This is a genomic window from Moritella yayanosii, from assembly GCF_900465055.1.
In the GTDB taxonomy this organism is placed as follows: Bacteria; Pseudomonadota; Gammaproteobacteria; order Enterobacterales; family Moritellaceae; genus Moritella; species Moritella yayanosii.
In genome coordinates this window covers 3,414,657-3,435,423 of the sequence record NZ_LS483250.1, presented here as the reverse complement: position 1 = coordinate 3,435,423, position 20,767 = coordinate 3,414,657, and the positions used below count along the sequence as shown (strand labels likewise).

16 protein-coding genes are annotated in these 20,767 nt (G+C 42.8%); 4 read left to right on the top strand and 12 right to left on the bottom strand.

Going from position 1 to position 20,767, the window contains the following annotated elements; genetic code table 11:
• Nucleotides 1-205: 205 nt before the first annotated feature.
• The gene (gene rsmC / locus MORIYA_RS15905; protein ID WP_112716720.1) at nt 206-1,240 is read left to right on the top strand and encodes a 16S rRNA (guanine(1207)-N(2))-methyltransferase RsmC; all 1,035 of its coding nucleotides are present in this window, start codon (nt 206-208) and stop codon (nt 1,238-1,240) included.
• Between the two features lie 122 nt (nt 1,241-1,362).
• Here the strand turns inward: rsmC and MORIYA_RS15900 are convergent, their stop codons facing one another.
• The gene (locus tag MORIYA_RS15900) at nt 1,363-2,082 is read right to left on the bottom strand and encodes a 1-acylglycerol-3-phosphate O-acyltransferase (protein ID WP_112716718.1); all 720 of its coding nucleotides are present in this window, start codon (nt 2,080-2,082) and stop codon (nt 1,363-1,365) included.
• Between the two features lie 66 nt (nt 2,083-2,148).
• Entirely contained in the window at nt 2,149-4,404 is a 2,256-nt protein-coding gene (parC, locus tag MORIYA_RS15895; RefSeq protein WP_112716716.1) for a DNA topoisomerase IV subunit A, read from the bottom strand.
• A gap of 248 nt (nt 4,405-4,652) precedes the next feature.
• On the opposite strand from parC, the gene MORIYA_RS15890 reads away from it, so the two are divergent.
• A complete protein-coding gene (locus MORIYA_RS15890) occupies nt 4,653-5,252 on the top strand; it encodes a LysM-like peptidoglycan-binding domain-containing protein (RefSeq protein ID WP_112716714.1) in 600 nt (199 codons plus the stop codon).
• Between the two features lie 47 nt (nt 5,253-5,299).
• On the opposite strand, the gene MORIYA_RS15885 is transcribed toward MORIYA_RS15890, so the two are convergent.
• The 4 genes from MORIYA_RS15885 to ftsY form a co-directional block, all read right to left on the bottom strand.
• Nucleotides 5,300-6,436, bottom strand: a complete 1,137-nt coding sequence (locus tag MORIYA_RS15885; RefSeq protein WP_232011647.1) for a GGDEF domain-containing protein — start codon at nt 6,434-6,436, stop codon at nt 5,300-5,302.
• A gap of 234 nt (nt 6,437-6,670) precedes the next feature.
• Nucleotides 6,671-7,630, bottom strand: coding sequence for a permease-like cell division protein FtsX (gene ftsX, locus MORIYA_RS15880; protein WP_112716710.1), 960 nt, complete (start codon nt 7,628-7,630; stop codon nt 6,671-6,673).
• Between the two features lies 1 nt (nt 7,631).
• On the bottom strand, nt 7,632-8,303 hold the full coding sequence (gene ftsE, locus MORIYA_RS15875) for a cell division ATP-binding protein FtsE (RefSeq protein ID WP_112716708.1): 672 nt from the start codon (nt 8,301-8,303) through the stop codon (nt 7,632-7,634).
• Nucleotides 8,304-8,405: 102 nt separating this feature from the next.
• Nucleotides 8,406-9,860 (bottom strand): signal recognition particle-docking protein FtsY, encoded by a 1,455-nt coding sequence (gene ftsY, locus MORIYA_RS15870; protein WP_197713396.1) that lies wholly within the window; start codon nt 9,858-9,860, stop codon nt 8,406-8,408.
• Nucleotides 9,861-10,033: 173 nt separating this feature from the next.
• Between ftsY and rsmD the strand changes: the two genes are divergently transcribed.
• Complete coding sequence (gene rsmD / locus MORIYA_RS15865; RefSeq protein WP_112716706.1) at nt 10,034-10,624, top strand: 16S rRNA (guanine(966)-N(2))-methyltransferase RsmD; 591 nt, start codon at nt 10,034-10,036, stop codon at nt 10,622-10,624.
• 44 nt (nt 10,625-10,668) lie between these two features.
• Here rsmD and mnmH read toward each other — a convergent pair whose 3' ends face one another.
• From mnmH to MORIYA_RS15850, 3 genes are all read right to left on the bottom strand, one after another.
• Nucleotides 10,669-11,766, bottom strand: a complete 1,098-nt coding sequence (mnmH, locus tag MORIYA_RS15860; RefSeq protein WP_112716704.1) for a tRNA 2-selenouridine(34) synthase MnmH — start codon at nt 11,764-11,766, stop codon at nt 10,669-10,671.
• Nucleotides 11,766-12,800, bottom strand: a complete 1,035-nt coding sequence (selD, locus tag MORIYA_RS15855; protein WP_112716702.1) for a selenide, water dikinase SelD — start codon at nt 12,798-12,800, stop codon at nt 11,766-11,768. Before selD ends, mnmH begins: the two co-directional genes overlap by 1 nt.
• A gap of 174 nt (nt 12,801-12,974) precedes the next feature.
• Nucleotides 12,975-13,889, bottom strand: a complete 915-nt coding sequence (locus MORIYA_RS15850) for a helix-turn-helix domain-containing protein (protein ID WP_112716700.1) — start codon at nt 13,887-13,889, stop codon at nt 12,975-12,977.
• A 167-nt stretch (nt 13,890-14,056) separates the two neighbouring features.
• Here MORIYA_RS15850 and MORIYA_RS15845 point away from each other — a divergent pair, with 167 nt between their 5' ends.
• The gene (locus MORIYA_RS15845; RefSeq protein WP_112716698.1) at nt 14,057-14,965 is read left to right on the top strand and encodes a DMT family transporter; all 909 of its coding nucleotides are present in this window, start codon (nt 14,057-14,059) and stop codon (nt 14,963-14,965) included.
• A gap of 171 nt (nt 14,966-15,136) precedes the next feature.
• Here the strand turns inward: MORIYA_RS15845 and metH are convergent, their stop codons facing one another.
• The 3 genes from metH to MORIYA_RS15830 all read right to left on the bottom strand — a co-directional run bounded on the left by metH (nt 15,137) and on the right by MORIYA_RS15830 (nt 20,673).
• Nucleotides 15,137-18,856, bottom strand: a complete 3,720-nt coding sequence (gene metH / locus MORIYA_RS15840; RefSeq protein WP_112716696.1) for a methionine synthase — start codon at nt 18,854-18,856, stop codon at nt 15,137-15,139.
• A gap of 101 nt (nt 18,857-18,957) precedes the next feature.
• Complete coding sequence (metA, locus tag MORIYA_RS15835) at nt 18,958-19,869, bottom strand: homoserine O-acetyltransferase MetA (protein ID WP_112716694.1); 912 nt, start codon at nt 19,867-19,869, stop codon at nt 18,958-18,960.
• A gap of 294 nt (nt 19,870-20,163) precedes the next feature.
• Nucleotides 20,164-20,673: a MarR family winged helix-turn-helix transcriptional regulator gene (locus MORIYA_RS15830; protein WP_197713395.1), complete on the bottom strand. Its 510-nt coding sequence runs from the start codon at nt 20,671-20,673 to the stop codon at nt 20,164-20,166.
• Nucleotides 20,674-20,767: the final 94 nt, after the last annotated feature.

Here is a 20,767-nt window from a genome sequence, read left to right as displayed (position 1 = left end):
TTTATTATCTATCGTTTAATAATTCTCCATTCACCACAAAATGTCAAGCGAGATCATCTATGAGCAAAATCAAACTGCCAATCCCACGAGGCAAAGCCATAGTCAAACGACTGATGGAATGTGCAATTTACAAACCGAAAGGGGAAGATATTGAAGTAGTTTGGGTATATACTCTCCGACCAAATTAAGTAAAGAGCCCAGACCCATGATCAGCAATAGCTATACCCTAGCAAGTCAATTACTCGAACGTAATACTGCACATTTTGAAGACAAAGACCTGTTGATTGCGGGTTACATCGAAGATACATACCCGACAGAATTAGCTAAAATAGCAAAAAAAGTAACGTTATTCAGCTACGATTATTCCGCTAAACTACATTATGATAACGTCAGTAATATTGATAATCATTGCTCGACTGAATATCAAGCCGTTAAAAAGCACCAAGTTGCGTTGATCTATATGTCAAAATCAAAAGCAGAAGTAGCATATCTATTAGCCAACATTACTGAACATCTTGAAGATGGCGCGTTGATATTCATGGTGGGTGAAAACAATGCCGGCATTCGCAGTGCCAATAAATTCTTTGCCCCGTATGGCGATATCTGTAACAAACTCGATGCAGCGCGCCGCAGTTCGTTGTTTGTAACGGAACTAACTAAGCCAGTGGCTAAATTTGTGCAAGATGATTGGATTACAACATTCCCTATCACAGTAAATAGTATTGAGTTAACCGTATGTACATTACCGGGCGTATTTAGCCACGGTAAGCTGGATACGGGCAGTAAAATCCTACTTAATAACTTACACAAGAAACCATCCGGTCGTGTGCTTGATCTGGGTTGTGGTGCCGGTATTATCGGTAGTTATATCGCTAAACGTTTCCCTGCAAGTAAGGTGGAAATGACCGATGTCAGCGCGCTTGCGGTTAAATCGAGTCAATTAACCTTAGCGGCGAATGAATTAGCGGGTCAAGCTTACATTTCTGATGTGTATTCTGATATTAGTGGTAAATTTGATTATATTATTTCTAACCCACCCTTCCATGCTGGAGTAAAAACCCACTACGCAAGTACTGAGACATTCTTAAAAGAAGCCAATGATCACATTAATCCCCGCGGTCATTTAGTTTTAGTGGCAAATAGCTTCCTTAAATACCCAGAGATTATCGAAGCAAGTTTTGGGCATTGTTTATTACAAATAAAATCATCTAAATTCGCAGTCTATTACGCTAACAAATAAGTTCGCGAATAAATAGTGACGCAAATAACGCATGGCGTTAATAAATAGCATAAATAAAAACGCCCATCACCATTGCAATGGTGATGGGCGTTTTTATTATTAAGGCTAATATTTACCTTTAATTAAGCATCTCTTGCTTCTGCAGATAGCTCGTCAATACGCTTTTTCATAATCGCGTGTACGTCAGTTGATAACTTTCTTACCGAACTACGTTCTAAGCCCACCGTTGGAATCGGTGCCATGATCTCAATAATCACTTCGCCATTATCCCAGCGGTTTAATTTAATCTTGTTATGGGTATTTGAACAACAAACTGGCACAATCGGTACTTCCGCTTGAATTGCAATATGGAATGCACCCGTCTTAAACGGTAATAAACCTCGACCACGACTACGCGTACCTTCGGCAAACATCCAAATACTCAAGTGACCTTTACGAATACGATCCGCTACTGCAGAAATAGTACCGAACGCTTTACTTTTGTTACTACGGTCAATCAAAATATTACCCGATAACCAATACACAAAACCAAAAATAGGTACCCAAACTAAACTTTTTTTGCCGACTGATACTGTCCCTGGTTGAACCGCAGCCGTCATAGTGACCAAATCATAGTTGTTTTGATGATTACCAACAAATACATACGGGCCAGCATCATTCAACCCCGCTGGTTTACGGACGATTAGCTTCACCCCAAAAATACGCGCCAAACGAGAGAAGTTTCGCGCCACACATGCCACGTGTTTTGGATGACGAGGCTGTAAACTAAAGCGTAATATACTCATGATCAGTAAATAGATCATAAATAGTAAGATCAAGATTAAACGACTAATTAATAACATTTGTAACCCTCTTTAACATGGCTGCAGTATACCTAGCCGATACTCAGTGTACAAGCGTTAGCTGAATTATTCATCCACGACTTCTACCGTATCAACACGCTGTAATCCGCGGGGTAATTTGAAGCCACGACGTCCACGCTCACCTTTATAATGTTCTAAATCAGCAGGTTTTAATGTTAATTTACGTTTACCCGCATAAAGTGTTACCGACTGTCCTGCAGGCACAATTATCAGTATTTGCACAAATTCTTCACGGCTTTTAACACGTGCAGAGGGGATATTCATTAATTTATTACCTTTACCTTTCGATAATAACGGTAATGACGATAGCGGAAAAATTAACATCCGGCCTTCGTTAGAGATAATTAAACAATGGTCTGTGGCTATATTTATCACGGCTTGTGGCTCAATCACTAAACCACCCACGGGTAAGACTAATAATGCTTTACCATTTTTGTTACGACTGATCATGTCACTGAACTTGCCAATGAAACCATAACCCGCATCAGAACTGAGTAAGTATTGCTGACTATCATCCGCCATCAGCACATGAACAAAGGTGTGCCCCACCGCTAAGCTAAATCGGGTCGTTAATGGCTCACCCTGACTACGCGCAGAAGGCAATGTGCGCGCATCAAGTGCAAACGAACGACCACTCGAATCAATAAATACCGCAGGACAATTACTGCGTCCTTCTGCGGCATCTTTATAACCATCGCTGGCTTTATAACTGAGCCCTTTGGCATCAACATCATGGCCTTTAGCACAACGTGCCCAGCCTTGTTGCGATAACACCACGGTCACGGCTTCATTTGGCATTAATTCTTTTTCGGTTAAGGCTTTCGCTTCTTTACGCTCGATAATCGGTGAACGACGTTCATCACCAAATTTCTCGGCATCCGCAATTAATTCTTTTTTAACCAAGGTTGCTAGGCGGCGATCTGAACTTAACAGTTGCTCAAGTTTGTGACGCTCGGTATTTAACTCACCTTGCTCGCCACGAATACGCATTTCTTCTAGTTTCGCTAAATGACGTAATTTTAGTTCTAATACCGCTTCTGCTTGTTTAACCGACAAATCAAAGCGACTGATTAATTCCGCTTTGGGATCATCATAATTACGAATAATCTCAATCACTTCATCAATATTTAAGAATGCGATCAATAAACCATCAAGCATATGCAAACGTGACAGTACTTTATCCAAGCGGAATTGCAGACGGCGACGCACCGTACTGTGGCGGAATACCAACCATTCAGATAATATTTTCTTTAAACCTTTAACTTGTGGTTTCTCATTCAAACCGATCATATTCAAGTTAACGCGGAAGTTTTTCTCAAGATCCGTACTGGCAAATAAATGCGCCATTAACTGTTCGATATCAATACGGTTAGAACGAGGGATAATGACGAGTCGGGTTGGATTTTCGTGATCTGATTCATCCCGTAAGTCCGCCACCATCGGCAACTTCTTGGCCTGCATTTGTGCCGCAATTTGCTCTAAAATTTTACCCCCAGAAACCTGATGTGGCAGCGCGCTGATCACAATATCACCACTTTCCATGCTGAATACCGCGCGCATTTTAATGCTGCCTTTACCGGTTTCGTAGATCTTGGCGATGTCTTTTTCTGGGGTAATGATTTCCGCTTCGGTCGGATAATCTGGACCTTTTACATAGGCCATTAGTTCTGACAGTTCTGCTTTCGGATTATCAATCAAATGTAAGCACGCATTCGTCACTTCGCGTACATTATGCGGTGGAATATCCGTCGCCATACCAACCGCAATACCAGTCACACCATTTAACAGGATGTGTGGTAACCGTGCCGGTAATAATTGAGGCTCCTTCATGGTGCCATCGAAGTTAGGTGACCAGTCAACCGTACCCAAACCAATTTCACCTAGTAATACTTCTGCAAACTTGGATAATTTAGCTTCGGTATAACGCATTGCCGCAAATGATTTCGGATCATCCGGCGCCCCCCAGTTACCCTGACCGTCAACTAATGGATAACGATAAGAGAAAGGTTGGGCCATGAGCACCATGGCTTCATAACAAGCACTATCACCATGGGGATGATATTTACCTAATACGTCACCAACAGTACGTGCAGACTTCTTATATTTAGCCCCCGCATGCAAGCCAAGCTCAGACATAGCATAGGTAATGCGGCGTTGAACTGGCTTTAATCCGTCACCAATATGAGGCAAAGCACGATCCATGATCACATACATGGAATAGTTCAAATATGCCTGCTCGGTAAATTCTCTTAGCGGTTGTTCTTCGACACCTTCTAAGCTCATATCAATAACGTCAGTCATCAAGATTCCTGTTATTTAGAATAAATAAAAATTTCACAATCAAAAGCGAAACAACATATGCTATTTATCAGCATTTATATTATTATAAAACGCGCAATAAAATTATCTTTGATAATCACAATAAATAATGTTAATTAAGTGAGTTATAGATAGTTATTTCAACTATAACTCGCCAATATTGTGATTATCTAAGGCGACTTTAGTCAGCTCAAAATCCGATAAAAAACAAAAATGACAGGAAATTAATCATGGGGAGCAGTGCATTATATTCTCTTATCGAAAAAACTAAATTATTATTTCCATCATTAACAATACGCGTCAAGGTGTTATGTAATGTGTATGCATCACTACCCAGTATTCACCGTAAATTACTGCCCGCGTTATTGCTGACTATCGTGGTATTACTTATGCTGCCAGCAGCAGATGATACCGCCCACAGTCAAGCCGGATCCAGCGCACGAAAATCAATTACGCTGACGATCGCACCGACTCAAAATGTAGCAAACAAAGCAGGCCTAGCACAGAATCAAACCAACAATACCCCGCCACCCATTAAAATTAAACTACTCGACCCTGAAAATATCGACGGCGAATGGCGTGCTCACGTGATCCGCAAGGGCGATTCTGTTTATCGTATTTTCCGTCAATACGATATTCCTTCTGCAATACTACATGAGTTAATTGCATTACGGGCACCTGAGCAATACATTACCCGGGTCAGACCGGGACAAATCATGTCATTTTATATTGCGACAACAGGTGAGTTAATCCAACTGAGAATTACGAATGTAGATAATGAACCCGTGCTATTTTCGTTACGTGAAGATGGCAGTTACATTTTTCACTAACATAATACTGAGTTAACATCGCTCTTAATTGACATAGTCGGGGGACATTAAGCACACACTTGATTTCGCCCTGATTCTTTGGCTTTATACAGTAGCTTATCTGCCGCTATAATCACTTCGTCAGGGCTTGTTGTTGAACTTCGCCTCTGGGCAACACCGATACTTATCGTTACTTTTACGGTTTTTTCAATAAATTCCACTTGGCAACTGTCCGTATTTTTAGCGCCTGCTTCCTGCGGCTCTCTACGCTCGACGGGTTGGCGAATTTGAAAAGGATAATCAGCAACCAATAATCTAATGTCGTTTAAGTAACCGATACAATCAAGTGCCGATTTACCTTTAAATAAGATGGTAAACTCTTCGCCACCATAGCGAAAAACTCTACCTCGTCCTTTCACTGTTGCCAATTGCGACGCCACCATTTTTAATACCGAGTCACCAATATCATGGCCATAGGTATCATTGAATTTTTTAAAACGATCAATATCCAACATCGCAATACTATACTTGCCACTCAGCTGAGCCAGTTCAATATTTAACGCACGTCGACCCGGAATACGAGTAAGCTCATCAATAAAAGCCTGTTCATGACTGCGTTTCAATATACTGAACAGCAGCACAATCGCACTGATGGTAAACATGCTGGCCGATATCCACTGCTGCTCAAACTCAACCACCGTCAATGTACTCGCCAGTAGCGCACTCAGAAATGCTTGATCGGAAGACACCTCTCTAAATAGCATGAGTATCGCCGCAATCAGCACCGCGCAGATCAATAAACCTAGTAATATGTTGGGTAATACCGACACATCACCGGATACTAAGATCCAAGGTTCTATTGCCGTCAACAAGTTGCTCACCAAAGGTAATTGTTCTGGCTGAATAAACCAATAAAAAACGGCAATTTGCACGATGAAGATAGCGTGATATGAAAGTGCTTTAAAGGAAAACAGTGCGCGTTCAGGTAAGAATAATAACAACACTAGATTAGCGGGCAATAATAACACCAGAAAATAATATTCAAATAACGTACTGCCAACCGCCAACGGGGTTTGTAAACGTTGCTGGATCACATTGTAAGCCACCAGCATCAGCAACGCAGCAAAACCACTACGACCTTGCTTAAAGAAGTGACTTAGTACGATCACCAGCATAAATAATATATTCGGTAATTCAACCAACATACCTTGCTGCTCGGTTGAAAGCACAGCAAAAAACGGCGGGAGAAAAAGTCCTGAAAACATAATTACAAATGTAAATAATAGCCTTAAATACATTAACGTCACTTATTGCAATAGCGCAAATCAGCGCTGTAATTTATATTAACCAGATCCAGTTTTCTATAGAACCAGTACAATTTTCTATTCACTCGATGCAATTTTAGTCATCGACTAACTTGCTTCAAGTTTAGCGATCTATTAGCTAGGTTCAATTTTAGCAATATAGTAATTAACAGAAATAGCGGCAGAGCTCAGTCCCATACCAATCGCGGTAATAAACAACAACATGACCTCGTTAAATACTAACCCCTCAATACTAAACTCGGTATCATATAACTGAGCCAGGTTGAGCACGGTATCTTCCATCCAATACACCATAAACATAGTCACTAACCAAGCTAAAATACCACCAATAGCACCATACCAAAATCCGGTATATAAAAATGGTCGTTGCACAAATGCATTGGTCGCGCCAATTAATTTTAATACTTCAATTTCAGCACGGTTAGATAAAATATTTAAGCGGATGGTATTGCCCGTAATTAATAATACTGAACTTAATAATAGAACGGAAACAACTAACACGGCATCACTAAAAATAGAAATAATGCCTTCTAACCGTGCTAACCACATAATATCCAGCTTCCCTTGTTGCACCTCAGGCTCACGCTCTAGCTTAGCCAGTAACTCTTGTGCGGCAATGGAACTGCGATAATAAGGCTTAGGAGTGACCACCACGACGGCTGGTAATGGGTTATGGTCTAACAGGGTTAATGCCGATACTAACCCAGAAGTACGCTTAAATTCTTGCATGCCCTGTGCTTTGGAAATGTACTCAACGCTATCAACCTCTTTGTAGGTCTTTAAGCGATGCAGTAAATTTTTATAACGAGACTCAGGTAACTCTTTTTTTAAGAATAAATTAATGTCTGTCGGACTGCTCCATTCTTGGCTTACGGTTTGGCTATTTTTTAATACCACGTACAAGGTGCTTGGTAAGGCTAAACTAACCCCAAGTACCAACATGGTCATCAATGATGCAATCGGCGTACGCCACACGTCTGCTAAACTCGATATGGCTTGATGAATATGCTGCTGGCAACGAATTTGAATACGTTTAATAACGGTTGCATCAGGTTTGTTGAGTTGCTTGTTCATCTTAAATCCCTTGTAACTCGTCATTACACATCTCACCGGCCTTAATACGTAAGGTGCGATAACGCATTTTAGCAATCAAGCCCAAATCATGAGTAGCAATCAATACTGAAGTACCAGTGCGATTGAATTCCTCAAATAACTTGATGATTTCCATTGATAACTGCGGGTCTAAATTACCGGTGGGTTCATCCGCAAGCAACAATTTGGGACGCGAAATAATAGCCCTAGCAATACCCACCCGTTGTTGCTCACCACCCGAAAGCATCGGTGGATAGCACTTGGCTTTATTGTATAAACCCACTTTATCTAATGCCGCCAGTACCCTATTTTTAACTTGTTTCGCGGTATAACCTTTGATAATTAAAGGCAATGCAACATTATCACAAATGGTACGGTCGACTAATAAACGGTGTTCTTGAAAAACGATACCAATGTCACGACGTAAAAAGGGAATGTCAGTTTTATTGATCTTACTGACATTGCGACCATTAATGATAACATCGCCTGCACTTGGTCGTTCTAACATACTAATTAGCTTTAATAAGGTACTTTTACCGGCGCCAGAGGGTCCCGTTAAAAAAGCCATTTCGCCTTTCTCAAGATGAAAATTAACTTTCTGTAATGCGCAGAGGCTGCCAGGATAAACTTTAGATACATTATCAAACCGAATCATGATGACCGCGTCCTTGGAGTGTGCTCGTATAAAAATCTAGAATAGTGAAATACAATACTCACCGAATTAACGATGAGTATGTTGGTAAATAGACTGCTCGGGTTATTTTTTATCTTCGCTACTAAACAGCGCTTCAATAAACTCTTCCGAGTTGAAAGTACGTAAATCATCAATACCTTCACCAATGCCGATAAAACGGATTGGGATCTCAAATTTATCTGCCACTGCAAAGATAACACCACCTTTGGCCGTACCATCTAACTTGGTAATGGTAATACCAGTAAGACCAATCGCATCCTTAAATAGTTCTGCTTGGCTTAATGCATTTTGACCGGTACCCGCATCAATCGTTAACATGATCTCATGCGGCGCAGTTGCATCGTGTTTGCGCATGACGCGGACTATTTTCTTCAATTCATCCATCAAGTGCGCTTTATTTTGTAAGCGACCTGCAGTATCGGCGATCAGCACGTCAACATTTTTTGCAGTTGCAGATTGCATCGCATCAAATAATACCGAGGCACTATCTGCGCCAGTGTGTTGGGCAACCACAGGGATACCGTTACGATCCCCCCATACTTGTAACTGCTCAACAGCGGCAGCACGGAATGTATCACCTGCCGCTAGCATTACCGATTTACCTTCAGCTTGGAATTTTTTCGCCATCTTACCGATAGTCGTGGTTTTACCAACACCGTTCACACCAACCATTAAGATCACGTGTGGTTTGTTGTTACTGTCGATTTCTAACGGTTGCTCAACTTTATGCAGCATATCCGCCATGTCTTTTTTCAAGATATCGTACAGCGCTTCAGCATCTTTTAATTGTTTACGTGATGCTTGTTGCGTTAGATTATCAATAATACGTGTGGTTGTTGCGACACCCAAATCGGCAATCAATAACTGCTCTTCAAGTTCTTCAAATAAGTCATCATCGATATGTTTGCCACGGAAAAAGTTTTTAAAGCCACTACCGATATTACCCTTGGTACGTGATAAACCACGCTTTAAACGGGTAAATAATTTATCTTTTGATTCTTCAACAACAGCTGGAACTACAGATACTGGTTCATTTTTGGCTTCAGTTTCGACAATTGGCGCGGTCTCGATAACCGTTACCCTTGTTTGAACCTCATCAGCAGTCTCGGTGGTCGCAGGCTTGGTAATACTATCGATTACTGGCGCGTCGCTTTCGTCAGCAACTGGTTGCGTTTCAGCCTCGGCTTGATCAGCATCCTGTTTTAATTTCTTTTTACCAAACTGGTACCACTTGGGGGCGTCAGCACCCATATTGTCAGTCTCTGTGGTTTCAGCGTTAGCCGCGTCAATAACACTTTCCTCTGTATTATCAGAGCTCACCGTTTCAACAATCTCAACGTTAACCACTACTGTTTCTGGTATCTCCGCATTATCAACTCGTTCACTGCCAGTTTTGGTACTGTCAATTTCGTTATCATGTTGAATATATTCATTATTTACTGAAGTTTCATGTTCATGCGTTTCTTGTGCTTCTTTTTTACCGAAGCCAAACCAATTTTTCATGCCTTTCTTTGCCATTTTCGGAAAACCTTACTTTCAGCAGCATTGACCTGCTACAATGACTCAATATCGATATAATTAAACTTCACCTACAAGTGACAGTGTGATCCGGTATCAACCCGAGCACTAGAACTTGCATTTCTAAGTTGCTTGAGTATATTACCATTATTCTGTCCAGACAAAGAATTACTATGGCAAAATCTCGCACAAAACAACAAAATCAACGTCCTGCTGGGCACATCCGCATTATCAGCGGGCAATGGCGTGGTCGCAAGCTGCCCGTTAAAGATGTCATCGGCCTGCGTCCCACCACCGACCGCATTAAAGAAACCGTTTTCAACTGGTTATCCCCTTATGTCCGGAATAGCCGTTGTCTGGACCTGTTTGCTGGCAGTGGCGGGTTAATTTTTGAAGCTCTGTCCCGTTATGCTAACTCGGGGTTATTGTTTGAAAAAGATCCCAGTGCAGCCAGCCAGCTACAGCAAAATATCGATTTACTGGACGCCGACAACGCGACATTAGTACGTGGCGATACCTTACACCTACTCACTACAGTACCCGAACACCGCTATGACTTAATATTTATCGACCCACCGTTTCGTCAAGACTTACTCGAAGATTGCTGCGCCAAGCTCGAAGCAAACAATTGGTTAAGTGCGGACGCAGTCATTTATATCGAGCGCGAGAAAGAACTTAATCAAGTTAAATTACCGGCTAACTGGACTATCTTAAAAGAAAAGCAAGCAGGACAGGTTTGTTTTGAACTATATCAACGCACCTGACCGCTAGCCTTCATCTCCCTGTAACGGTGAAATGAAGGCATAATTTATCCGCTATGCGGAGCCATCAGCCACGATTGTACCGCATCATAATCGCCACGAAATACAATACGTTCGGCTTTCTTATTCAACTGATAACGGTACATGGGATCGTAATACTGTTCCAGGATCAGCGTTAACCATTGCAGGTGATCATCGGCTACATTGCTCTGCTGCTGTAATTTAATGGCGCGTTGCTGAAGCGCAACAATATGACTGTAACGTTCATGACCTAAGCGTTTACGAATACTAAATAGACCTTTTTCAAGATACGCAGCAAACTGATGCCAGCCCTTCTCCTCGCCATAAGCAGCAACAAAATCATGCTGCATCCGGATCACATAATCGTCCAACAAGCGTGCTAACCGCACATCAAGAGGATCATCAATAACGGCAATCGGCGCGACTTGCATCGCCTTATAGATTGATATTGGTACGTTCACCGAACCCACATTTCGCCCTTCGTCTTCAAGAATAAATGACAGGCAACCTTGTGCTTGTTTTTTCAAAATATCAATAGCTAAGGTATTATCAAAGTTAATTTGAGTGCGCTGCGCCGTCACATAGCGACCGAACGACGAACCACGATGATTGGCAGCACCTTCCAGATCAAGGCCATTTGGAAGCGAATTAATCAACTGCGTTTTACCACAACCAGTGAACCCCGCCAATAAGGTAAATGGCGATGCCGCCACACTCTCTATCGTCGCCAGCAAGAAACGCCGCAACGCTTTATAGCCGCCTTCGATAAACGGATAATCAATCCCCGCTTCCTGCAGCCATTGCTGACTGATCCGCGAACGTAATCCCCCCCGGAAACAATACAGGTAACCATTGGGATTGGCGTCACAAAAGGCACGCCACTGTGCAACGCGCTCGGCCTTGCGCTCACCACCAACCAGGCGATGACCTAACTCAATCGCCGCATCTTGTCCTTGTTCTTTATAACAAGTTCCGACGGCGGCTCTTTCATCGTCAAGCATCAGCGGATAGCTGTGTGAGGTCGGAAATGCACCTTGGGCAAACTCCACTGGCGCACGCATATCCATCATCGGGGTATCGCTGAGAAATAGCTCGCGATAATGACTGCTATTGTCACGAGCCATTAGCAGATCTCGATCAGTACGGGACCATCTTGCGGTTTTAATGCACCGATCGCTTGCAGGTCAATATTATGTAACCGCGCTATAGCTCGAACCTCATCCACAGCATCGGGGCTGACCGCCAATAATAACCCCCCCGAAGTTTGCGGATCACAGAGTAATGATTGCTGCTGCGATGTGATCGTTCCAATTTTATCGGCATAACTGGCATAATTTCGCGCGGTGCCACCGGGCACACAACCTTGGTCGATATAATCAAAGACCGCGGGTAAATACGGTACTTTATCGAACCAGATTTCTGCTTTTAATTGACTGCCTTCGCAGATCTCAGTCAGGTGTCCCAGTAAACCAAATCCGGTCACATCCGTCATCGCTTTTACCCCGGTTACATTGGCAAAGTCTTCACCGGATTTATTAAGCTGACACATCAACTCACAAGCAATACCCTTATGCTCATCACGTAATTTGGATTGTTTCTCTGCGGTTGTCAGTACCCCGATACCCAGCGGTTTGGTCAAAAAAAGCTGGCAGCCGCTTTCGGCTTGATTATTCCGTTTTACCCGTTCAGTTGGCACGATCCCGGTTACGGCCAACCCAAAGATCGGCTCTGGCGTGTCTATCGAGTGGCCACCAGCCAGAGAAATACCAGCATCACGACATACTGCCCGTCCGCCTTCAATGACCTTTTGAGCGACTTCCGGGGGCAATACGTTAACCGGCCAACCGAGGATGGCAATCGCCATGATGGGTTTACCGCCCATGGCATAAATATCACTGATCGCATTGGTTGCCGCTATCCGGCCAAAATCATAAGGATCATCCACGATAGGCATAAAAAAATCGGTAGTGCTGACGATTGCGGTACCATTTTGCAGATCAAATACCGCCGCATCATCCTTACTCTCATTCCCCACCAATAAATTTGGATCATGAAAAGGGGCAATCTTTGAATGTAAGATCTTGTCTAAAACTTGCGGGGATATTTTACAGCCACAACCAGCACCGTGACTGTATTGTGTAAGACGGACGTTTTCCATGCCACTCTCCAAAAAACAACATAATTAGCTAAGCAGCTGATTGTACGCCCGTATTTAAACCGTGTCATCTATATAACTTAGTCATCATGACAGTCTATTTTAGCAATAAATACCATAGTCGATAGATTATGGGTCATGGCAGCGGGTTCTTCGACACTATTTAGAACCCATGAATCAACAAAGACAATGACGACGATAAGCACTGGGGGACACACCGACACATTTTTTAAAATAACGCCCCATGTGACTCTGATTTGAAAAACCACATTGTAAGGCAATCTCAGCTAAGGGCAAATGACCGGCTTGTATCGCTTGTTTCGTCCGCTCAATCCGGATTGCCAACAAATACGCTTGCGGTGTTTGTGCCATGCTTTGTTTAAACATCCGGCAAAAATGATATTCACTCAGTTGCGCTAAGTCAGCCAGTTCGGCCAGATAAACCTGACGCTGGAAGTTAGCCTGCATGTAATCACACACTAACGCTGCAACCTTTGGTGATAAGCCACCTTTCACCGCGGTGGTTAATTTAGTGATGCCCATATTCTGCAACATCGACACTAAGATAGTATTGGTCACTTGCTCCATGGCGAGATGAGCATTTCCGTTCTGCCAATCACTGGTCGCCATACAATGACGAAACAGAGCTTCGGTAGCAGCATCATTGGTAAAGGTTAATTCCGGCAGCTGTAACATCCGCGGATCAATATCAAACACTTTCAGCGCCAGCTGTTTGAGGTAATCATCACTAAAATATAAGTGCATGAATTGCTGTGTTTGCCCCAGTTGCCAATGACTTTCAGAATCTTTTGGCATCAGGCAAAATTTACCTGGCGCGCCAAACCCAGAATTCACATCAGTACGGTGGGTTTCATAACCGCCAGACATGTACAAACTCAACGTGTGCTGCTTATTATTCACATAATATAAGCGATCATGTTCGTTTTGATAATGCGCCCACGACAGTGCATCCGTTAACGACATTTGTCGTAAACAGATCTTACTGGGCGATTGTTCAAAGCTAGTTGCACTGAGCTCAAGTTGAGGTAAGGCAATATCCAGCGGGTCCATTACTGGTTTTATTAACGGCATAACAAAATACTACCATTAATGGCAGATTGCTCAACTGCTACTGTTATCATGCTAATCATTAAACCGCAATATTGTGTTAGTTTTGCCGGTATCGTGATATTTACAACATCAAAATACCTGCATAATGCAGACTAATTAATTGTGGTCGTAATAAAGAAGGAACCGTTATGTCAGCATTACTTTATGTTTCAATGATATTTATTTGGGGTTTTTCGTGGATATCAATCAAGTGGCAACACGGTGATGTGCCGATGGAAGTCTCCATCTTTTACCGCTTTGCAATTGCGGCAGCGGTCATGTTTGTGGTCGGTAAATTATGCGGTAAACTGCAACCCGTAAAACGTAAAGACCATGCTTTTTTGGCCCTGCAAGGCGTGTGTTTATTCTGTTGTAATTTCCTCGCCTTTTACAGTGCGACTTTGTATATACCCAGTGGTTTAGTCGCTGTGTTTATGGCAAGCGCACCGGTATTCAACGCTGTTCACAGTAAGCTATTTTACAAAACCCAAACCAACGCTAATTTTTGGTTCGGTGCCATACTTGGACTTGCCGGTATTAGCTTGTTGTTTGCGAGTGATTTACTGCAAACAGATTGGTCGCAAGATACTTTGTACGGTCTGTTATTTGCCCTACTTGGCACTTGGTGTTTCTCGATTGGCAATATGCTGAGCATACGTAATACCAAGAATAATGTGCAGCCCTTTACTGCCACCAGCTATGCCATGGTGTATGGTTGTGTCGCGCTGTTGATGATTATATTAGTCCGCGGCATCTCGTTTGAGTTTACGATGACAACGCAATACATCGGCAGTTTATTGTATCTCGCCATTCCGGCATCGGTACTTGGCTTTACCTTTTATCTTATCTTAGTCGATCGTTTAGGGGCCAGTAACGCCGCGTATATTTTAGTTATCACCCCGATTGTAGCCTTGAGTGTATCGGCAGTATTTGAAGATTATCATTGGACGCTGTACTCAACGCTAGGACTGGTATTGGTGATATTCGGCAATGTATTAACCCAACGTAAAAAACCGTTGTTTGTACGCACTAAAGTGCAGTCATTACCGGCAAGTTAATCATTACTAACGTGTCGCACTGATAATCAGATATAAAAATGCCCGTATAGTTATCACTATGACGGGCATTTTTTATTCTGTCAGTAAACCAGTTATCACCGAGTATTCATTAAACTAAGCCTGCTATTATTAACAGCGCGTGTTTAATCAATACGGTTCAAACGCTACAGATTAATCAGGTGCATAGCCTAAGTTAGGCCCTAACCAACGTTCGGCTTCTTCAAGCGTCATGTTTTTACGCTCTGCATAATCTTTCACTTGGTCTTCTTGAATCGAGGCAACCGCAAAATAACGTGATTCTGGATGGGAAAATATCAACCCAGATACCGCCGCACCCGGCCACATTGCATACGAAGAGGTGAGCTTCATACCGATACTGTCTGGGTCTAATAATTCCCAAATAGTACCTTTCTCGGTATGCTCAGGACAGGCTGCATAACCAGGCGCCGGACGAATTCCTTGGTACTTTTCACGGATCAGATCATCGTTGTTCCATTCTTCGGTCTGCGTGAACCCCCACTCTTCTTTACGTACCAGTTCATGTAGACGCTCGGCCATCGCTTCCGCTAAACGGTCACACACAGACTGGATCAGAATGGCGTTGTAATCATCTTCAATACCTTTGAAGTAATTCGCTACGTCATCTTCACCAATACCACCAGTAACGGCAAATGCGCCGATATAATCAAACTTACCTGAATCTTTCGGCGCCACAAAATCAGCAAGGCTATTATTGTACTGCCCTGGTTTTTTCTTGGTTTGCTGACGTAGGTGCTCCAGTTTGGTTAATACCTGTGACCGCGTTTCATCGGTATATACTTCGATAGTATCGTCATTAACGGTATTGGCAGGGAATAAACCAATCACGCCATTGACAGATATTTTATAATCGTCAGGCACACCTTCAAGCCCAGCGCCGCCTACTTCTAAACGATCCAGCATGTCGTTAGCATCATTAAATAAACTGGTCGCTTCGACACCAACCACGTCATCGGTAAGAATACGCGGATATTTACCCGCCAAAGTCCAGGTCATGAAGAACGGGGTCCAATCGATGTATTTGCGCAATTCCGCAATCGAGTAACTAATGTATTTTTTCACACCCAATGTTTTCGGGACTGGCGGCGTATAGTTAACCCAATCAATTGGCGCTTTATTGGCACGGGCTACTTCAAGTGTTACCGGCGCGCTGCGTGGTCGTTTACGGGCATGTTGCTCACGCGCCACCTCGTATTCTTTGGCCATTCTCGCGACCAGTACCGGTTTCTTGGTTTCTGACAATAATGCCGCTACCACCCCGACTGCGCGTGATGCATTGGAAACATAGATAACCGGTTCGTCATAGTGTTGCTCAATTTTCACCGCAGTATGCGCTTTGGATGTGGTTGCACCACCAATCAGGATCGGCAGTTTAAAGCCTTTACGCTGACACTCTTTTGCCACATGCACCATTTCATCGAGTGACGGGGTGATCAAACCGGATAAGCCGATAATATCGCAGTTTTCTTCCACTGCTTTTTTCAAGATATCATCACACGAGACCATCACGCCCATATCGATGATCTCATAGTTATTACACTGCAACACCACACCGACAATATTTTTGCCGATATCGTGAACGTCGCCTTTTACGGTGGCTAGTAATATTCGACCGTTTGACGATTTTTTTTGTTTTGATGCTTCAATGTAAGGATTTAAGTAAGATACCGCCCGTTTCATTACCCGCGCAGATTTAACCACCTGGGGTAAGAACATTTTACCGGCACCAAATAAATCACCAACCGCATTCATGCCATCCATTAACGGACCTTCGATCACTTCTAATGGCAGGGTTGCTTGTTGACGAGCTTCTTCGGTATCGTCTTCGATAAATTCAGTAATACCTTTAATTAAGGCGTACTCTAAACGTTTATTCACCTCAAAGCTGCGCCACTCTTGGGTTTCCGCTTCGACTTCAACACCTGAATCGCGGTACTTCTCGGCAAGAACGAGCAGCGCTTCCGTGGCATTATCATTGCGATTAAGGATCACATCTTCGACACCATCCAGCAGCTCTTTCGGCAGATCATCATAGATCGCCAACTGCCCCGCATTAACAATACCCATATCCATGCCTTCACGGATAGCGTAGTACAAGAACACGGCATGGATCGCTTCACGCAACGGGTTGTTACCACGGAACGAGAAGGATACATTAGAGACACCGCCCGAGATCATCGCATGCGGTAATTCACGTTTAATGTCTTTCACTGCTTCAATGAAATCAACGGCATAGTTATTATGCTCATCAATACCGGTGGCAACGGCAAAGATATTTGGATCGAAAATAATATCTTCCGGCGGGAAATTAACGTCATTCACCAGGATGTCGTAAGAACGCTTACAAATTTGAAATTTACGTTCTTGGGTATCTGCTTGGCCATCTTCATCGAAGGCCATCACTATCATAGCAGCGCCATAACGACGGATTAATTTAGCTTGATGGCGGAAGTTATCTTCACCCTCTTTAAGCGAGATTGAGTTAACAATCGCTTTACCCTGTACGCATTTCAGACCCGCTTCAAGAATTTCCCATTTCGATGAGTCGATCATGATTGGCACTTTCGAAATATCGGGTTCTGACGCCACTAAGTTTAAAAATCGATGCATACAATGCAACGAATCCAGCATACCGTCATCCATATTAATATCGATGATCTGCGCGCCAGCTTCGACTTGCTGTAGGGCAACATGCAGGGCTTCGTCGTAGTTTTCTTCTTTAATCAGACGCTTGAAACGTGCCGAACCGGTAACGTTGGTACGTTCTCCAACGTTAATAAACAAGCTGTCTTTCTTTATCGTTAATGGCTCAAGTCCACTTAAACGACAGGCGATTTCGATTTCAGGTAATTGACGCGGCTTAACACCTTCCACAGCATCAGCCATCGCCTTAATATGTTCTGGCGTGGTACCACAACAACCACCGACCATATTTAAGAAACCGGCTTCAGCCCATTCCTTAATATGTACAGCCATGTCTTCCGGGCTTAAATCATATTCACCAAAGGCATTAGGTAAACCCGCATTGGGGTGCGCGGTAACATAACTTTCTGAGATACGTGACAACTCATCAACATATTGACGTAATTCATCTGGGCCTAATGCACAGTTAAGACCAAAAGTGATCGGTTCGGCATGGCGTAATGAATTATAAAATGCTTCTGTGGTTTGACCCGTCAGAGTCCGACCCGAGGCATCGGTAATGGTACCCGAGATCATAATAGGTAATTCAAAGCCAAGTTCTTCAAAAACAGTTTTAACCGCAAAGACCGCCGCTTTAGCATTCAAGGTATCAAAGATAGTCTCGATGAGAATAATATCGGCACCGCCTTCGATTAACGCTTTGGTTGATTCGATATAGGCTTCAACCATTAGATCAAAAGAGGTATTACGGAAAGCGGGATCGTTTACGTCAGGCGAAATAGAACAAGTACGGTTGGTTGGACCCAGAACACCGGCCACAAAACGCGGACGATCCGGGTTTTCTGCGGTTTTTTCATCGGCAACTTGACGGGCGATACGCGCGGCTTCACGGTTAATCTCTGCCGATAAGGATGCCATATCATAATCTGCCATTGCGATAGTCGTGGCATTGAAGGTATTGGTTTCAAGAATATCGGCGCCCGCGTCGAGGTACTCTTTATGAATGTCAGCAATGAGCTGTGGCTTACTTAAGACCAATAAATCATTATTACCTTTGACGTCGCAATGCCAGTTAGCAAAACGTTCACCACGGTAATCTGCTTCTGCTAATTTATAGTCTTGGATCATCGTACCCATGCCGCCATCGATAAGCATGATACGTTGTTTTAATTGCTGTTCCAGCTGTTGTTTGATTTTTATAGTAGCCACAAGATCCCTCGTTAATGTACTGCAGACTCAATCCTGAGTCTTATTATTTGATACTAATCTATTTGCTCGACTATCTATTCGAATAGCTACACTCGTGACAGTTATAGATCGTTTAAGTCATATGGCGTTTGTTGATAAACATAATAGTTTAACCAGTTGCTATAAAGCAGATTACCATGACTGCGCCAAGTAACAAGAGGGGCATTTTCAGCATTATTACCTTTATAGTAATTAGCGGGGACAGCCGCCTCCACACCGTCGGTAATATCACGCATATATTCTTGATGTAAGGTGTCGGCACTGTATTCTGGATGACCAGTGACAAATACCTGGCGGCAGTCTTTTGATGCCGCTAAATACACCCCGGTCTCATCATTCGCAGCTAGGATGTCGAGATCTGTACCTGCAAACATCGCTGCAGAGAAATTGGCATAGCGCGACATAGGTACGGGGAATTCATCATCAAAACCACGTACTAATGGGTTATGACGATGGAACGTTTGCTGTGGGTAGACACCGGAAAATTTTGTCTCGTGGACTTTTTTATCAACGCCGTGCAGAATTTTTAATGCCGCTTGTGCAGCCCAGCATAAGAATAACGTCGATACCACGTGGGTTTTCGACCAGTTAATGATCTCTTCGATTTGTGGCCAATACACCACGTCATCATGACCGACTAAACCTAATGGCGCACCGGTAATAATTAAACCATCATAATTATTATGACGAATGCGCTCAAAGTCATGATAAAACTTATCAATATGTTCTTGGGGAGTATTTTTAGAGGCGCGATAGTCAATGCGTAAGAATTCCACATTGACTTGTAATGGCGTATTCGACAATAACCGTAAAATTTGATTTTCAGTCTCAATTTTTTTCGGCATAAGGTTAAGAATAACCAACTGCAGCGGTCTGATTTCTTGCTTGGTTGCGCGTGACTCGAGCATCACAAAAATATTTTCATTACCTAATATTTCGGCAGCCGGTAGCCCGTCTTTAATTCTAATCGGCATTATTCCCATCCTTAAGTAATAGATTAGCCATCCAGAAGTCTACCTCAATTAGATAAGCTTTGTAAGTGCTGTTCACAGCAAATTTATCACGGACGACATTAGGATAATGAGTTGTGGGCTTTTTCGGGAGGATTACCGTATTGGAAATTGTAGATTTATTTCTTGTTTAAAAAAATGAATACCAGTACGTTGAGAATTCAACGCTCACAGTCATTGTTAGAAATCGCCTAACAATGACCGTTTTATTACTGAATGGTATTAGTCATGCAGAGTCATCGGCTTTTGAGTACATCCCTAGTCCGCAGAGTCTAACTCACCCTCAAACTGAATCAGCCAAATTTTTAGTAACGCATCTAATTGACTCTTTTGTTTTTGTGTTAATGATGCTGATAAAGCGTGTTCATTTTCAACATGGGCTAACAAGGAATTGTCGATTTTTTCCATACCTTGATCACTGAGCTTAACCAAATAGCTGCGTCTGTCGTGTTGGCTATGGGTCCTCTCAATCCATCCTGTTTTTTCAAGTTTGTCGAGGCGGTTGGTAATAGCACCGGAGGTTAGCATAGTTGACTTATATAAGTCGGTTGGCGTCATTATATAGGGTTCTCCATTGCGTCTCAGTGTCGCGAGAATATCGAAATCACCTTTTGATAATCCCATGGATTTGTGCTGGTCCCATATCCCCTTAGAAATATGGTTACTTACCCTAAGTAGACGAGCAAAGAGTCCCATAATCTCAGGTTCTATATCAGGACGAACTTCGTGCCACTGCTTCACTTGTAGATCAATTTTATCAATTTTCATAGTTAATACTTTCCCCCATTTTCTGCATCTTAACATTAAAAAATTTGAATGTATCTTAAAGTTTATTATATTAACACTAAGTTACTTTAAATTG

Excerpts from the sequence above, each read along its gene's own strand:
- rsmD (WP_112716706.1), top strand. The coding sequence starts at position 10,034 with ATGGCAAAATCTCGCACAAAACAACAAAATCAACGTCCTGCTGGGCAC.
- MORIYA_RS15890 (WP_112716714.1), top strand. The coding sequence starts at position 4,653 with ATGGGGAGCAGTGCATTATATTCTCTTATCGAAAAAACTAAATTATTA.
- MORIYA_RS15885 (WP_232011647.1), bottom strand. The coding sequence starts at position 6,436 with ATGTTGGTTGAATTACCGAATATATTATTTATGCTGGTGATCGTACTA.
- ftsE (WP_112716708.1), bottom strand. The coding sequence starts at position 8,303 with ATGATTCGGTTTGATAATGTATCTAAAGTTTATCCTGGCAGCCTCTGC.
- parC (WP_112716716.1), bottom strand. The coding sequence starts at position 4,404 with ATGACTGACGTTATTGATATGAGCTTAGAAGGTGTCGAAGAACAACCG.
- ftsY (WP_197713396.1), bottom strand. The coding sequence starts at position 9,860 with ATGGCAAAGAAAGGCATGAAAAATTGGTTTGGCTTCGGTAAAAAAGAA.
- metA (WP_112716694.1), bottom strand. The coding sequence starts at position 19,869 with ATGCCGATTAGAATTAAAGACGGGCTACCGGCTGCCGAAATATTAGGT.
- MORIYA_RS15850 (WP_112716700.1), bottom strand. The coding sequence starts at position 13,889 with ATGCCGTTAATAAAACCAGTAATGGACCCGCTGGATATTGCCTTACCT.
- mnmH (WP_112716704.1), bottom strand. The coding sequence starts at position 11,766 with ATGGCTCGTGACAATAGCAGTCATTATCGCGAGCTATTTCTCAGCGAT.
- ftsX (WP_112716710.1), bottom strand. The coding sequence starts at position 7,630 with ATGAACAAGCAACTCAACAAACCTGATGCAACCGTTATTAAACGTATT.
- MORIYA_RS15830 (WP_197713395.1), bottom strand. The coding sequence starts at position 20,673 with ATGAAAATTGATAAAATTGATCTACAAGTGAAGCAGTGGCACGAAGTT.
- rsmC (WP_112716720.1), top strand. The coding sequence starts at position 206 with ATGATCAGCAATAGCTATACCCTAGCAAGTCAATTACTCGAACGTAAT.
- selD (WP_112716702.1), bottom strand. The coding sequence starts at position 12,800 with ATGGAAAACGTCCGTCTTACACAATACAGTCACGGTGCTGGTTGTGGC.
- MORIYA_RS15900 (WP_112716718.1), bottom strand. The coding sequence starts at position 2,082 with ATGTTATTAATTAGTCGTTTAATCTTGATCTTACTATTTATGATCTAT.
- MORIYA_RS15845 (WP_112716698.1), top strand. The coding sequence starts at position 14,057 with ATGTCAGCATTACTTTATGTTTCAATGATATTTATTTGGGGTTTTTCG.